Origin of the sequence: Pseudomonas sp. GD04091 (assembly GCF_029836165.1) — a bacterium.
In the GTDB taxonomy this organism is placed as follows: domain Bacteria; phylum Pseudomonadota; class Gammaproteobacteria; order Pseudomonadales; family Pseudomonadaceae; genus Aquipseudomonas.
Map to the genome: position 1 here is coordinate 1 of NZ_JAOEBG010000017.1, position 16,119 is coordinate 16,119.

General features: G+C 65.8%; 9 protein-coding genes and 1 pseudogene. 6 read left to right on the forward strand and 4 right to left on the reverse strand.

Annotation, left to right across the window (positions count from 1 at the left end; translation table 11 throughout):
* Positions 1-3: 3 nt before the first annotated feature.
* Together rlmJ and putP are read right to left on the reverse strand one after the other, a co-directional pair.
* On the reverse strand, positions 4-840 hold the full coding sequence (gene rlmJ / locus N7422_RS18875; protein ID WP_279807946.1) for a 23S rRNA (adenine(2030)-N(6))-methyltransferase RlmJ: 837 nt from the start codon (positions 838-840) through the stop codon (positions 4-6).
* A gap of 163 nt (positions 841-1,003) precedes the next feature.
* Positions 1,004-2,482 carry a sodium/proline symporter PutP gene (gene putP, locus N7422_RS18880; RefSeq protein WP_279807947.1) on the reverse strand — a complete coding sequence of 493 codons (1,479 nt, stop codon included), beginning with the start codon at positions 2,480-2,482 and terminating at the stop codon, positions 1,004-1,006.
* Positions 2,483-2,842: 360 nt separating this feature from the next.
* Here putP and putA point away from each other — a divergent pair, with 360 nt between their 5' ends.
* Entirely contained in the window at positions 2,843-6,793 is a 3,951-nt protein-coding gene (putA, locus tag N7422_RS18885) for a trifunctional transcriptional regulator/proline dehydrogenase/L-glutamate gamma-semialdehyde dehydrogenase (protein ID WP_279807948.1), read from the forward strand.
* 293 nt (positions 6,794-7,086) lie between these two features.
* On the opposite strand, the pseudogene N7422_RS18890 reads toward putA, so the two are convergent.
* A pseudogene (locus N7422_RS18890) lies at positions 7,087-7,239 on the reverse strand (DUF3077 domain-containing protein); the annotation flags it as partial.
* A 153-nt stretch (positions 7,240-7,392) separates the two neighbouring features.
* A complete protein-coding gene (locus N7422_RS18895; protein WP_046854291.1) occupies positions 7,393-7,635 on the reverse strand; it encodes a hypothetical protein in 243 nt (80 codons plus the stop codon).
* 830 nt (positions 7,636-8,465) lie between these two features.
* On the opposite strand from N7422_RS18895, the gene N7422_RS18900 reads away from it, so the two are divergent.
* The 5 genes from N7422_RS18900 (at position 8,466) to dbpA (ending at position 16,065) form a co-directional block, all read left to right on the forward strand.
* Positions 8,466-10,262 carry an acyl-CoA dehydrogenase gene (locus tag N7422_RS18900; protein WP_279807949.1) on the forward strand — a complete coding sequence of 599 codons (1,797 nt, stop codon included), beginning with the start codon at positions 8,466-8,468 and terminating at the stop codon, positions 10,260-10,262.
* A 31-nt stretch (positions 10,263-10,293) separates the two neighbouring features.
* Positions 10,294-11,736, forward strand: a complete 1,443-nt coding sequence (locus tag N7422_RS18905; RefSeq protein ID WP_279807950.1) for a TldD/PmbA family protein — start codon at positions 10,294-10,296, stop codon at positions 11,734-11,736.
* Positions 11,736-13,064: a TldD/PmbA family protein gene (locus N7422_RS18910; protein ID WP_279807951.1), complete on the forward strand. Its 1,329-nt coding sequence runs from the start codon at positions 11,736-11,738 to the stop codon at positions 13,062-13,064. The genes N7422_RS18905 and N7422_RS18910 overlap by 1 nt, the downstream gene beginning before the upstream one ends.
* Before the next feature lie 124 nt (positions 13,065-13,188).
* A complete protein-coding gene (gene mdtD, locus N7422_RS18915) occupies positions 13,189-14,616 on the forward strand; it encodes a multidrug transporter subunit MdtD (protein ID WP_279807952.1) in 1,428 nt (475 codons plus the stop codon).
* Positions 14,617-14,727: 111 nt separating this feature from the next.
* Positions 14,728-16,065 (forward strand): ATP-dependent RNA helicase DbpA, encoded by a 1,338-nt coding sequence (gene dbpA / locus N7422_RS18920; protein ID WP_279808036.1) that lies wholly within the window; start codon positions 14,728-14,730, stop codon positions 16,063-16,065.
* Positions 16,066-16,119 lie beyond the last annotated feature (54 nt).

Here is a 16,119-nt window from a genome sequence, read left to right on the forward strand (position 1 = left end):
GGCTTACTCGGCGATCAGCCAGTCCATGCGGAAGCTGCCGGCGGTCTGCGCCAGTTCCTTGGCCAGCCACGGCAGCAACGTCTTGAGTTCGTCTTCCAGGCCCCACGGCGGGTTGGCGATGGCCAGGCCCGAACCGTTCAGGCCCTGCGGGCTGTCCTGATGGTGCACGTAAAGCTCGACCCGCAGCAGCTTCGGCGCGCCGGTGCTGGTCAGGTCCTGATAGAAACGGGTCAGCGACCGCTGATCCTTGATCGGGTACCAGATGGCCGCGACGGTCTGGCGCATGCGACCGATCGCCTCCTTCATCGCCACACAGCAGCGCTTGAGCTCGTCGGCCTGCTCGAACGGCGGGTCGATCAGCATGATCGCGCGCTTTTCCTGCACCGGCAGCAGGGCCCGCGGAATGTGCCAGCCTTCGCCCAGGTGCACGGTGACCCGCGGATCCTTCTTCATGTTGTCCTTGAGCAATGCCCCATCTTCAGGGTGCTTCTCGTTGAGCAGGGCCCGGTCCTGCTGACGCATCAGGCGGCGCGCCAGCTCCGGCGAGCCCGGGTAGTACCGCAGCTCGCCATCCTGGTTCAGGCGCTTGATGATGCGCAGGTAGTCGGCGGTCGCTCCCGGCAGGTCGTCGCGGTTCCACAGGCGAGCCACGCCCTCCAGGTATTCGCCGGTACGGCTCGCCTGGTCGCCCTGCAGGTCATAGAGGCCCAGGCCGGCATGGGTATCGATGTAGGCGAACGGCTGCTCCTTGCGCGACATCAGGGCGATGAGGCGGGTGAGCACGATATGCTTGAGGACGTCGGCATGATTGCCGGCGTGGAAGGCGTGACGATAGTTCATGAGGACTCCTGCGGGGGCGACAAGTTTACCTTGTCGCGAGGGAGTCGTCAGGTGCGGCGGTCGGTGTTAAAGCATTCGCGGGTAAACCCGCTCCCACAAGGCCAGTGAAAGACCTGTGGGAGCGGGTTTACCCGCGAAAAAGCAGACGCCGGTCCAGCAGGCGTTACTTGTCGGCGTGGTACGCCGCATCAGCGGTTTCAAAACGCGAAACCATGCTGCCGGACGGTTTGCCCAGCTTGCTCACCACGAAGATCGCGATGCTGGCGAACAGGAAGCCTGGGATGATCTCGTACAGACCCAGGCCCACGTAGTTCTTCCACAGGATCACGGTCAGCGCGCCGACCACGATACCGGCCAGGGCGCCGTTGCGGGTCATGCCCTTCCACAGCACCGAGATCAGCACCACCGGACCGAAGGCGGCACCGAAGCCGGCCCAGGCGTAGGCCACCAGGCCCAGCACACGGTTTTCAGGGTTGGAAGCCATGGCGATGGCGATCAGGGCAACGGCCAGGACCATCAGGCGACCGACCCAGACCAGCTCCGTCTGCGAGGCGTTCTTGCGCAGGAACGACTTGTAGAAGTCCTCGGTCAGGGCGCTGGAGCACACCAGCAGCTGGCAGCTCAGGGTGCTCATCACCGCCGCCAGGATGGCCGACAGCAGCACACCGGCGATCCACGGGTTGAACAGGATCTTGGCCAGTTCGATGAACACGCGCTCGTGGTTTTCGGTGACCGGACCGGCCAGATCAGGGTGCGCCGAGAAGTAGGCGATGCCGAAGAAGCCGACGGCACAGGTACCGCCCAGGCACAGGATCATCCAGGTCATGGAGATGCGGCGGGCATTGGCGATCGACTTGACCGAATCGGCGGCCATGAAGCGCGCCAGGATGTGCGGCTGGCCGAAGTAGCCCAGGCCCCAGCCCATCAGCGAGATGATGCCGATGAAGGTCGCGCCCTTGAACATGTCGAAGTGCGCCGGGTTCACCGCCTCGATGGCCATGAAGGTGGTGTCGAAGCCACCGGTGGAGATCAGCACGATGATCGGCGTCAGGATCAGCGCGAAGATCATCAGCGAGGCCTGCACGGTGTCGGTCCAGCTCACCGCCAGGAAACCACCGACGAAGGTGTAGGCGATGGTCGCGGCGGCACCGGCCCACAGCGCGGTCTCATAGGACATGCCGAAGGTGCTTTCGAACAGGCGGGCGCCGGCGACGATGCCGGAGGCGCAGTAGATGGTGAAGAACACCAGGATGACGATCGCCGAGATGATCCGCAGCAGACCGGTCTGGTCTTCGAAGCGGCTGGAGAAGTAGTCCGGCAAGGTCAGGGCATCGCCATTGTGCTCGGTCTGCACCCGCAGACGGCCAGCGACGAACAGCCAGTTCAGGTAGGCGCCGACGGTCAGGCCGATGGCGATCCAGGCCTCGGAAAGGCCCGCGAAGTAGATGGCGCCCGGCAGGCCCATCAACAGCCAGCCGCTCATGTCCGATGCGCCGGCGGAAAGCGCGGTAACCACGCTGCCGAGGCTACGGCCGCCGAGAATGTAGTCGGAAAGGTTCTTGGTGGAGCGATAGGCGGCGAAGCCGATCAGCACCATTGCCGCAATGTAGACCACGAAGGTGATCGTTAGTGGATTGCCCATGAGTTGTGCCCTGGCGTTGTTTTTATCTCTTGCGACCACCGCGTGTGACGACGGTTGCACCCAGGCGGCGCATCCTATGCAACAACATGAACGAGGTGCAACCATTTTTCATTTGCAAGTTGCACCCCGCTGTGGATTTTCGGATAAAGCTCACTTTTTGCTCCTTTTCGGAGCAAACACAGCCTTTTCCATAAGAAAAAGCACCAAGAACGACCATTTCAGCGGTACGGAAATATCCTTCAGACGAGTTGCACCTTTACCCTGGTAATTTCGGGTTGCACCCGGTTGCACCCGAATTCTCCTACAGCTAATCTTGCCGCCAGCTTAGGCCACACCCGTGGCCAATAACGAGGATAAGAAATGGCGACGACCACCCTTGGGGTCAAACTCGACGACCCGACCCGTGAGCGACTCAAAGCAGCTGCGCAGTCCATCGACCGCACGCCGCACTGGTTGATCAAGCAAGCGATCTTCAACTATCTCGAGAAGCTCGAGGGTGGCGCCACCCTGAACGACCTCAACGGCCATGCCGCCGCGGGCGACGACGCCGGCGAAGTCGCCGCCGACCACGCCCATCAGTGCTTCCTGGAATTCGCCGAAAGCATCCTGCCGCAGTCGGTGCTGCGCTCGGCGATCACCGCCGCCTACCGCCGCCCCGAGCAGGAAGTGGTGCCGATGCTGCTGGAGCAGGCGCGCCTGCCGGCCGCCCAGGCCGAAGCCACCAACAAGCTGGCCGCAAGCCTGGCCGACAAGCTGCGCAACCAGAAGAGCGCTGGCGGGCGCGCCGGCATCGTCCAGGGCCTGCTGCAGGAGTTCTCGCTGTCGTCCCAGGAAGGCGTGGCGCTGATGTGCCTGGCCGAAGCCCTGCTGCGCATCCCTGACAAGGGCACCCGTGACGCGCTGATCCGCGACAAGATCAGCACCGGCAACTGGCAGCCGCACCTGGGCAACAGCCCGTCGCTGTTCGTCAACGCCGCCACCTGGGGCCTGCTGCTGACCGGCAAGCTGGTCAGCACCCACAACGAATCCGGCCTGACCTCCTCGCTCACCCGCATCATCGGCAAGAGCGGCGAGCCGATGATCCGCAAGGGCGTCGACATGGCGATGCGCCTGATGGGCGAGCAGTTCGTCACCGGCGAGACCATCGCCGAGGCCCTGGCCAATGCCAGCAAGTTCGAATCCAAGGGCTTCCGCTACAGCTACGACATGCTCGGCGAAGCCGCCCTGACCGAGCACGACGCACAGAAGTACCTGGCCTCCTACGAGCAGGCGATCCACTCGATCGGCAAGGCCTCGCATGGCCGTGGCATCTATGAAGGCCCGGGCATCTCGATCAAGCTCTCGGCCCTGCACCCGCGCTACAGCCGCGCCCAGTACGAGCGCGTGATGAGCGAGCTGTACCCGCGCCTGCTGTCGCTGACTTTGCTGGCCAAACAGTACGACATCGGCCTGAACATCGACGCCGAGGAAGCCGACCGCCTGGAGCTGTCGCTGGACCTGCTCGAACGCCTGTGCTTCGAGCCGTCGCTGGCCGGCTGGAACGGCATCGGTTTCGTCATCCAGGCCTACCAGAAGCGCTGCCCGTACGTGATCGACTACGTCATCGACCTGGCCAAGCGCAGCCGCCACCGCCTTATGATCCGCCTGGTGAAGGGCGCCTACTGGGACAGCGAGATCAAGCGCGCCCAGGTCGAGGGCCTGGAAGGCTATCCGGTCTACACCCGCAAGGTGTACACCGACGTGTCCTACGTCGCCTGCGCCCGCAAGCTGCTGGCCGTGCCAGAAGCCATCTACCCGCAGTTCGCCACCCACAACGCCCACACCCTGTCGGCCATCTACACCATCGCCGGGCAGAACTACTACCCGGGCCAGTACGAGTTCCAGTGCCTGCACGGCATGGGCGAACCGCTGTACGAGCAAGTCGTGGGCAAGGTCTCCGAGGGCAAACTGAACCGTCCGTGCCGTGTGTACGCGCCGGTCGGCACCCACGAAACCCTGCTGGCCTACCTGGTCCGCCGCCTGCTGGAAAACGGCGCCAACACCTCGTTCGTCAACCGCATCGCCGACCACTCGATCTCCATCCAGGAGCTGGTCGCCGACCCGGTCGCCAGCATCGAGCGCATGGGCACCCAGGAAGGCAGCATCGGCCTGCCACATCCGCGCATCCCGATGCCGCGTGATCTGTACGGCAGCGATCGGGCCAACTCGGCCGGCATCGACATGGCCAACGAGCACCGCCTGGCGTCGCTGTCCTGCGCCCTGCTGGCCACCGCCCACAACGACTGGAAAGCCACCCCGCTGCTGGCCTGCGCCGCCAGCGAGCAGCCGGCCGCGCCGGTGCTCAACCCAGCCGACCACCGCGATGTCGTGGGTCACGTGCAGGAAGCCACCGTCGCCGACGTCGACAACGCCATCCAGTGCGCGCTGAACGCCGCGCCGATCTGGCAGGCCACCCCGCCGGCCGAGCGCGCCGCGATCCTCGAACGCGCCGCCGACCTGATGGAAGCCGACATCCAGCCGCTGATGGGCCTGCTGGTGCGCGAAGCCGGCAAGACCTTCGCCAACGCCATCGCCGAGGTGCGCGAGGCCGTGGACTTCCTGCGCTACTACGCGGTGCAGGCACGCAACGATCTGCGCAACGACAGCTGCCGCCCACTGGGCCCGGTGGTGTGCATCAGCCCGTGGAACTTCCCGCTGGCGATCTTCTCCGGCCAGGTCGCCGCGGCCCTCGCCGCCGGCAACCCGGTACTGGCCAAGCCAGCCGAACAGACCCCGCTGGTCGCCGCCCAGGCCGTGCGCCTGCTGCTGGAAGCCGGCATCCCCGAAGGCGTGCTGCAACTGCTGCCAGGCCAGGGTGAAACCGTCGGGGCCGGCCTGGTCGGTGACGAACGCGTCAAGGGCGTGATGTTCACCGGTTCCACCGAGGTCGCCCGCCTGCTGCAACGCAACATCGCCGGGCGCCTGGACAACCAGGGCCGTCCGATCCCGCTGATCGCCGAGACCGGCGGCCAGAACGCCATGATCGTCGACTCCTCGGCGCTGACCGAGCAGGTGGTGATCGACGTGGTCTCCTCGGCCTTCGACAGCGCCGGCCAGCGTTGCTCGGCCCTGCGCGTGCTGTGCCTGCAGGAAGACTCCGCCGACCGCGTGATCGAAATGCTCAAAGGTGCCATGGCCGAAAGCCGCCTGGGCAACCCTGAGCGCCTGTCCGTGGACATCGGCCCGGTGATCGACGCCGAAGCCAAGGCCGGCATCGAGAAGCATATCCAGGGCATGCGCGACAAAGGCCGCACCGTCTACCAGGTGGCCATCGCCGAGGGCGAAGAGATCAAGCGCGGCACCTTCGTGATGCCGACCCTGATCGAGCTGGAAAGCTTCGACGAGCTCAAGCGCGAAATCTTCGGCCCGGTGCTGCACGTGGTGCGCTACAACCGCAAGGACCTGGACCAGCTGATCGAGCAGATCAACGCTTCCGGCTACGGCCTGACCCTGGGCGTGCACACCCGCATCGACGAGACCATCGCCAAGGTGGTGGACAACGTCAACGCCGGCAACATGTACGTCAACCGCAACATCGTCGGCGCCGTGGTCGGTGTGCAGCCGTTCGGTGGTGAAGGCCTGTCGGGCACCGGCCCGAAAGCCGGCGGCCCGCTGTACCTGTACCGCCTGCTGTCGACCCGCCCGGCCGACGCCATCGCCCGTCACTTCCAGGCCGACGATGCGCGCAGCCAGGCCGACACCACCCTGCGCGACCTGCAGCTCAAGCCGCTGACCACCCTCAAGACCTGGGCGGCCAGCAGCCAGATGAGCGACCTGGCCGCGCTGTGCGAGCAGTTCGCCGAGCAGTCGCAGAGCGGCATCACCCGCGTGCTGCCAGGCCCGACCGGCGAGCGCAACACCTACAGCGTGCTGCCGCGCGAACACGTGCTGTGCCTGGCCGACAACGAGGCCGACCTGCTGGCCCAGCTGGCGGCGGTACTGGCCGTGGGTAGCTCGGCGGTGTTCCAGGACGGCGAGCCGGCCAAGACCGTGCGCGGCCGTCTGCCGAAGGAGCTGCAAGCGAAGATCAAGCTGGTGGCCGACTGGAGCAAGGACGACGTGGCGTTCGACGCGGTCATCCACCACGGTCACTCCGACCAGCTGCGCGGCGTCTGCGAGCAGGTGGCCAAGCGTGCCGGCGCGATCGTCGGTGTGCATGGGCTGTCGAGCGGCGATCACCAGATCGCCCTGGAGCGCCTGGTGATCGAGCGGGCGGTGAGTGTTAACACCGCAGCGGCAGGCGGTAACGCCAGCCTGATGACCATCGGCTGACGCTGACAGTCGTTGAACGGAAAAGGAGAGCTCAGGCTCTCCTTTTTTGTGGGAGCAACTGTCTTGCTGAGATTTCTCAACTTGGTGCGCCCTCTGTAGGAGCGGCCTTGCGTCGCGAAAGGGCCGCAAAGCGGCCCCGGCGATCTTTGCAACAACGCTGAAATCCCGGGGCTGCTGCGCAGCCCATCGCGACACAAGGCCGCTCCTACAGGTTTTTCATCATCTTCAAGCCCCCGTAGGGCTTGCCCGCGAAGAGGCCGGCACTGGCAGCACCAGTCTCAGTGCTTCATGCCAAGGTCGCGTACGCAGCCCATCAGCTCCGAGGCCTGGTCGCGGGCGTGCTGGCAGGGGATGCCGGGTTCGATGCAGAACAGCGGGTCGGTCTGGCCTTCGCCCTGGTAGAACTTGGTCTTGCCGACAGTGGTGTGGGTGTCTTCTGTGGTCATGATTATTCTCCCTGAAATGGTTGGTGCCTGTGCGGGCCTCTTCGCGGGCAAGCCCGCTCCCACAGGTACGGCGCAGGCTCCAAGGCACAGATGAACCTGTGGGAGCGGGTTTACCCGCGAAAGGGCCCGACCAGGCAACACATGCCTCGCGGCCTAGTGCAACGTCGGCGCCTGCGCCGGCATCTGCACCTGGATCAATGCCGCTTCAAGCAACACACGCAGCGACTCCATTTCATGCATCGACGCCATCATCAACACGGCAGCCGGCGACCTGGGTTTGAGCTGTACGGCGTGATGGGCCACGGTCAAGGCGCACAGGGCGTATTCGGTGGCCTGGATGAGGGTGTCTTCAAGGGAATGAGGGTTGTGGGGTGGATCGGGGACAATCTTCAACATAGCTACCTCTTGCTGATCAAGTGGGACCACCACCCGTTGCTGTCAAACAAGAAGGTGGCAGCTGTACATGGGTTGACAGACCGGTCAGCAAGAGCAAAACCCCGGCGCACGCGAAGTGCCCCACATACAGCCGCCATAAAGGGCAAAGCCGTTGAGTAAGCTCTTGATAATCGACCTGTCAAAGTCGGTCGCTGATTGTGCAGCGACCGTCCGAGACTAGAGGCCAACCCAGAGCACCGCAATGGCTTGAAAGGGGGCAGAAGTATGTTTGGGAAATGGACTACATGGAATAGGGGAAGTCTCGGGATTTACGTAGGAAACGCGACGGAGGTAACCCTTAGATCCAGCGTTTCCAGGTCCATAGCTACGATCGCATGAGGGCGTCCAAGCGCTGGGCGAAAGCCTTGCAGCGCGTTTGAAATCGAGCGCCGCCCGCGCGGCGCATCGCGACGCAAGGCCGCTCCTACATTTGTTTCGGGCCAGTCTCTCCTGTGCCATTACCTGGTCCGCCTTGTTGGCTCGACACAATTTCAGCGTGGGCGTTGCTGCCGCCCCACATGGTTCAAGGCATGCGCCAAGGCGGGCAGCGGTACTTTCACAGGACTCATTGGCCCGAAACAGATGTAGGAGCGGCCTTGCGTCGCGATGCGCCGCGCGGGCGGCGCTCGATCTCACAGGCGCTGAAGAACTCTCGACGAACACCTGGCAGTCCTCACCCAATCCCCCCCGAAAACGCTGCCTTCTAAACCCATATCACCCAAACCAATTAACCTGTCCCCTGCCCCATCACCTTGCCTAGACTCGCTGCATCCCGAACCAGGAATGCCGCCATGTCCGAGCAACTCCTCAGCAGCCGCAACCTCGCCTTCGAACTCTACGAAGTCCTCGACGCCGAGGCCCTGACCCAGCGCCCGCGCTTCGCCGAACACAGCCGCGAGACCTTCGACGCCGCGCTGAGCACCGCCCGCACCATCGCCGAGAAGTACTTCGCCCCGCACAACCGCAAGGGCGATGAAAACGAGCCGCGCTACGTGGACGGTCGCGCAGAGTTGATTCCGGAAGTGAAGCCGGCGGTGGACGCTTTCCTCGAAGCGGGCTTCCTAAACGCCAACCGCGACTTCGAAGTCGGCGGCATGCAGCTGCCAAGCCTGGTGTCGCAAGCCTGCTTCGCCCATTTCCAGGCCGCCAACGCCGGCACCACGGCCTACCCGTTCCTGACCATGGGTGCGGCCAACCTGATCGAGAGCTTCGGCAGTGACGAACAGCAGCGCCTGTTCCTGCAACCGATGATCGAGGGCCGCTACTTCGGCACCATGGCCCTGACCGAGCCCCATGCCGGCTCTTCCCTTGCCGATATCCGCACCCGCGCCGAACCCGCAGGCGACGGCACCTACCGGCTCAAGGGCAACAAGATCTTCATCTCCGGCGGCGATCACGAACTGTCGGAGAACATCGTGCATATGGTCCTGGCCAAGCTGCCGGACGCGCCGCCTGGGGTGAAGGGCATCTCGCTGTTCATCGTGCCCAAGTACCTGGTCAACACCGACGGCAGCCTGGGCCCGCGCAACGATGTGCTGCTGGCCGGGCTGTTCCACAAGATGGGCTGGCGCGGCACCACCTCCACGGCGCTGAACTTCGGTGACAACGGCCAGTGCGTCGGCTACCTGGTGGGCCAGCCGCACCAGGGCCTGGCTTGCATGTTCCAGATGATGAACGAGGCGCGTATCGGCGTCGGCATGGGCGCGGTGATGCTCGGCTACGCCGGTTACCTGTATTCACTGGAATACGCCCGTCAACGTCCACAAGGCCGCCTACCGGACAACAAGGACCCGCAGAGCCCCGCCGTGCCGATCGTCGAGCACAGCGACGTGAAGCGCATGCTGCTGGCACAGAAGGCCTACGTGGAGGGTGCCTTCGACCTTGGCTTGTACGCGGCCCGGCTGTTCGACGACACCCACACCGCAGCGGATGCAGACGCGCGCCGGCAGGCCCTGGAACTGCTCGACCTGCTCACGCCCATCGTCAAGTCCTGGCCCTCGGCGTATTGCCTGAAGGCCAACGAACTGGCGATCCAGATCCTTGGCGGCCACGGCTACACCCGCGAGTACCCGGTCGAGCAGTACTACCGCGATAACCGCCTCAACCCGATCCACGAGGGTACCGAGGGCATCCAGTCCCTCGATCTGCTCGGGCGCAAGCTGGCGCAGAACAACGGTGCCGGGCTCAAGCAACTGATCCGCCTGATCGCCGGCACCTGCGAGCGCGCCAGCCATCACCCGAACCTCGATCCGTTGCGCCAGCCCCTGGAGCACCTGGTCAACCGCCTGCAGAGCGTGACCCTCGCCCTGCTCGGCGACCTGGCCGCCGGCAAGGTCGCCGGCGCGCTGGCCAACTCGGCGCTGTACCTCAAGGTGTTCGGCCACTGCGTGATCGGCTGGCGCTGGCTGGAGCAGGCCATCCATGCCGAGGTCGGCCTGCTCAAGGGCAGCGACCGCGACTTCTACCTGGGCAAGCTCCAGGCCGCGCGTTATTTCCTCACCTGGGAAGTGCCGGGCTGCCATAATGACCTCGCTTTGCTCGAGGCCCACGACGACACCTGCCTCGCCATGCAAGAGGGGTGGTTCTAGGGGGGAACCACCGCACACACGGAGGTTTCCGATGTTCGACTCCAGCACCCTGCTGCGCCAGCGCTTCAACGCGCTGCGCAGCACGGCCGAACTGTTCTCGCTTCGCCATGTGAAGCAATCGCATCAGTCACTGTCGGTACGGCGCAACGTCGCCGAGCCGCCCTTCTTCAGCCAGGACGAAGGCGCCATGCTCACCGTGCGGGTCGATGGCGTCGAGGCCTATGCGGCCACCGCCGACCTCTCGCAAGCCGGGCTGCAACGCGCCCTGGAGCAGGCCGAGGCGCTGGCCCGGCGGATCAAGGCCAGCAGCCTGCTCGACCTGAGCGGCCAACCGGCCCCGAGCGGGCACCACGACCATGTCTCGCCCAATTTCGAACAGCCCCTGCCCAACCTCGCCGACTGCCTGGACCTGCTGGCCGCCGAATCGGCCAGCGTGCCCCGAGACGAACGCCTGGTGGACTGGCAGGCGAGCCTGGGCATCAGCGTGGTCGAGCAGACCTACCTGAACTCCGCCGGCGCCGAGCTGCGCCATGCCCAGCGCTTCGTCTACCCGGGCCTGGGCGTCACCGCCAGCGACGGCCAGGACAGCCAGAGCCGTAGCCTGGGCCGGGAGAACTTCGGCCAGCAAGGCGGCTTCGAGGTGATCGAGCGCTGCGGCCTGGTCGGCGCGGCCCGGCGCGTGGCCGACGAGGCGCTGCAGCTGCTGCTGGCGCCCAACACCCCGAGCGGCCGGCGCGACCTGCTGCTGATGCCCGACCAGATGATGCTGCAGATCCACGAATCCATCGGCCACCCGCTGGAGCTGGACCGCATCCTGGGCGATGAGCGCAACTACGCCGGCACCAGCTTCGTCAAAGCCAGCGACTTCGGCCATCTGCAGTACGGCTCGAAGCTGCTCAACGTGACCTTCGACCCGACCCTTCGCGAGGAGCTGGCCAGCTACAGCTTCGATGACGACGGCACCCCGGCCAGCAAGCAGTTCCTGATCCGCGACGGCCTGCTGGTTCGCCCCCTCGGCGGTGCGCTGTCGCAGCTGCGCTCGGGGCTGGACGGCGTGGCCAACAGTCGCGCCTGCAACTGGAACCGCGCGCCGATCGACCGCATGGCCAACCTCAACATCGAGCCGGGCGACCAGTCGCTCGAGCAACTGGTCAGTGGCATCGAGCACGGCATCCTGATGCGCACCAACCGCTCCTGGTCCATCGACGATGCACGCAACAAGTTCCAGTTTGGCTGCGAGTGGGGGCAGTTGATCGAAAACGGCGAACTCAAGGGCGTGGTGAAGAACCCAAACTACCGGGGCATATCAGCCGACTTCTGGCGCAACCTCTCGGCCGTGGGCGACAGCAGCACCTTCCAGGTGCTCGGCACGCCCAACTGCGGCAAGGGCGAGCCCAACCAGGTGGTGCGGGTCGGTCACGCATCGCCCGCCTGCGTGTTCCGCCAGATCGACGTATTCGGGGGAGACGCCTGATGAGCACGTATCAACAACGCTTCGAGGACCTGCTTGGCGCCCTTCGCGACGCGGTGCTGCCCGAGGAGCAGTTCACCCTCGGCTACAACGCCGAGCATTCGCAGTTTGTACGCTTCAACCATGCCAAGGTGCGCCAGGCCGGGTTGGTCGCCCAGGCCAGCGTGCAGTTGCGATTGATCCGCGACGGCCGCCAGGCCGAGCAGCACATCACCCTGGGCGATGACGCCGAGCTGGATCGCCAGCGCCTGCACGACGGCCTCGGGCAACTGCGTCAGACCCTGCCGTTGCTGCCGGTCGACCCGTACCTGAGCCTCGATCAGAGCGCTTGGCGCAGCCACAGTCTGCTGGAGCAGCCACTGCCCGAGCTGGATGACGTGCTGACCCTGGTCGAACACGAGGCCGGCGACCTGGACCTGGTCGGCATCTACGCCGCCGGCCCCATCTGCCGGGGCTTCGCCAGTTCCTTCGGGGCCTTCGGCTGGCACCAGGCCAACAGTTTCAACTTCGACTGGAGCCTGTTCCACGCCAACGGCCAGGCGGTCAAGGCCAACTATGCCGGGCAGTCCTGGAGCGGCGAAACATTCGCCGCGCGCCTGCGCCAGGCCCGCGAACAGCTCGAACACCTGGGCCGCCCGGCCGTCACCCTCAAGCCCGGCAGCTACCGTGCCTACCTGGCGCCAGCGGCGATGGACGAGATTGCTGGCATGCTCTGCTGGGGTGGTTTCTCCGCCCAGGCCCTGGCCACAGGGAACAGCCCGCTACAACGCCTGTATAACGGCGATGCACGACTGAGCTCATTGGTGAGTTTCAGCGAACAGGTCAGCGGCTCGTTGAGCCCGACGTTCTCCGACGAGGGCTCGCCGCGCCGCGACCTGCTGCTGATTGGCCAGGGCCTGGCACGCGAGCGTCTGGTCAGCGCTCGCAGCGCCGCCGAGTTCACACTTCAGGCCAATGGCGCCGACAGCTACGAATCGCCGTGCGCACTGAGCCTGGCGCCGGGCAACCTGCCTAGCGCGCAGATCCTCGAGCGCCTGGGCACCGGGCTGTACATCAGCAACCTGTGGTACCTGAACTACTCGGACCTGCCCGCCGCACGCATGACCGGGCTGACCCGCTTCGCCACGTTCTGGGTGGAAAACGGCCAGATCCAGGGGCCGGTGAGCACCATGCGCTTCGACGACAGCCTGTACAGCCTGCTGGGCAGCCAGCTGGAGGACCTGACCCAGGAACGGGAGATGATCCTCTCGACCAGCACCTACGGGCAGCGCAGCACCGGGTCGAGTCATCTGCCGGGGGCGTTGGTCAAAGGGCTGACCCTGACATTGTGATCGGCAGGACTGGCCTCATCGCTGGCAAGCCAGCTCCCACAGCAGCCGGCATGCGCTGCCCCTGTGGGAGCCGGCTTGCCGGCGATGAGGCCGGCCCAGGCAACACAGGACATTGAGGTAACCCATGCCCGACCGTGCCCCGCTGGACCCCGTCACCGCCCGCTGGATTCCCTGGGTGGTGGCCATCGCCTTCTTCATGCAGTCGCTCGACGGCACCATCCTCAACACCGCGCTGCCGGCCATGGCCCGCTCCCTGGCCGAGGACCCGCTGCGCATGCAGGGGGTGATCATCGCCTACATGCTCACCGTGGCCCTGCTGATCCCGGCCTCGGGCTGGATCGCCGACCGCTTCGGCACCAAGCGCATCTTCTTCAGCGCCATCCTGCTGTTCAGCTTCGGCTCGCTCTTGTGCGCCATGGCCAACAGCCTGGGCATGCTGATCCTCGCCCGGGTGATCCAGGGCCTGGGCGGCGCGCTGATGCTGCCGGTCGGGCGGCTGGTGGTGCTGCGCGCCTATCCGCGCTCGGAGCTGGTGCGGATCATGAGCTTCATCACCATCCCCGGCCTGCTCGGGCCTTTGCTCGGCCCGACCCTGGGCGGCTGGCTGGTCGAAATCCTCAGCTGGCACTGGATCTTCCTGATCAACCTGCCGGTGGGCGCGCTGGGCTGCTACGCGGTATGGAAGTTCATCCCCGACCTGCGCGGCGCCGAACGCACCAGCTTCGATGGCCCGGGCTTCCTGCTGTTCGGCGCGGCGATGGTGCTGATCACCATCGCCATGGAAGGCCTGGGCGAACTGCACCTGCCACACCTGCGGGTGATGCTGTTGCTGTTCGCCGGCATGGCCTGCCTGGCCGCCTACTGGCTGCGCGCCGGGCGTGACCCGGAGCCTTTGTTCTCACCGTCGCTGTTCCGCGTGCGGACCTTCGCCATCGGCATCCTCGGCAACCTGTTCGCCCGCCTGGGCAGCGGCGCCCTACCCTTCCTGGTGCCATTGCTGCTGCAGGTGGCGCTGGGCTACTCGCCATCCCAGGCCGGCATGAGCATGATCCCCCTGGCGGCGGCGGCGATGGTCGCCAAGTCCATCGCCCGCCCCTTGATCGAGCGCCTGGGCTATCGCATCGTGCTCACCGGCAACACCCTGCTGCTGGGCATCCTGCTGGCCAGCCTGGGGCTGGTCGACGAGCACACGCCCTATGCCCTGCTGCTGGTGCAGTTGGCGTTGCTGGGGGCGGTGAACTCGATGCAGTTCACGGCGATGAACACGGTGACCCTGATCGACCTGGACGATGCCAGCGCCAGCAGCGGCAACAGCCTGCTGTCGGTGGTCGCGCAGCTGTCGCTGAGCCTGGGCGTGGCCTGCGCCGGCGCGTTGCTGGGCGGTTTCACCGCAGCCGGCAGTGCCGAGGGCGTGCAGAGCACATTGGGTGCGTTCCAGCTGACCTTCGTCACCATCGGCGTGATGGCCATGCTGGCGGCGGCGATCTTCCTTCAGCTGTCTCCGACAGACGGAAGGCGCGCCCGTCGTCCGGAACATCACGTGGAGTCGTAGGGCGAATGGCCACGAGGCTGGTAGACTGTGCGACATTTTTCGCTTCAGCCGCAGGCCCGCCTCGTGACCGTTGAAACCACCGCCTTTGCCACCCTACCGCTGTCCGCCGCCATGCTGGCCAACCTGGACGCCCTGGGCTACGCCTCGATGACACCGATCCAGGCCCAGAGCCTGCCGGTCATCCTCAAGGGCCAGGACCTGATCGCCCAGGCCAAGACCGGCAGCGGCAAGACCGCCGCCTTCGGCATCGGCCTGCTCAACCCTATCAACCCGCGCTATTTCGGCTGCCAGGCCCTGGTGCTGTGCCCGACCCGGGAGCTTGCCGACCAGGTGGCCAAGGAGCTGCGTCGCCTGGCCCGCGCCGAGGACAACATCAAGATCCTCACCCTGTGCGGCGGCGTCTCGCTCGGCCCGCAGATCGCTTCGCTGGAGCACGGCGCGCACATCATCGTCGGCACCCCGGGGCGCATCCAGCAGCACCTGGACAAGGGCACCCTGGTGCTCGACGGGCTCAACACCCTGGTACTGGACGAAGCCGACCGCATGCTCGACATGGGCTTCTTCGACGCCATCGCCAGCATCATCGGCAAGACCCCGTCGCGCCGCCAGACCCTGCTGTTCTCCGCCACCTACCCGACCGGTATCGAGCAACTGGCCAAGGACTTCATGCGCCAGCCGCAGCAGGTCAAGGTCGAGGCGCTGCACAGCGACAGCCAGATCGAGCAGCGCTTCATCGAGATCGACCCGCAGCAGCGCCTGGAAGCGGTGACCCGTGTGCTCGGCCACTACCGTCCGCAGTCCTGCGTGGCGTTCTGCTTCACCAAGCAGCAGTGCGAGGACCTGGTCACCCACCTGACCGCCAAGGGCATCGTCGCCCAGGCCCTGCACGGCGACCTGGAGCAGCGTGACCGCGACCAGGTCCTGACCCTGTTCGCCAACCGCAGCAGCTCGGTGCTGGTGGCCACCGACGTGGCCGCACGCGGCCTGGACATCGACGGCCTGGACCTGGTGATCAACGTCGAGCTGGCCCGTGACGCCGAGATCCACGTGCACCGCGTCGGCCGTACCGGCCGCGCCGGCGAGAAAGGCGTGGCGATCAGCCTGGTGGCGCCGGCCGAGGGCCACCGCGCCCAGGCCATCGAGGACCTGCAGAACAAGCCGCTGCGCTGGGAGCAGCTGGACAATCTCAAGAGCAAGGGCGGCGAGCCGCTGCTGCCGCCGATGACCACCCTGTGCATCGGCGCCGGGCGCAAGGACAAGCTGCGCCCGGGCGACATCCTCGGCGCACTGACCGGCGATGCCGGGCTGCCGGGCAAGCAGGTGGGCAAGATCGCCATCTTCGATTTCGTGGCGTTCGTGGCCGTGGAGCGGGCGGTGGCCAAGCAGGCCATGCAGCGGCTGAACAGCGGCAAGATCAAGGGTCGTGCCCTGAAAGTCCGTATCGTCTGACCTATTTTGGGGCCGCCTTGCGGCCCTTTCGCGACGCAAGGCCGCTCCCACAAG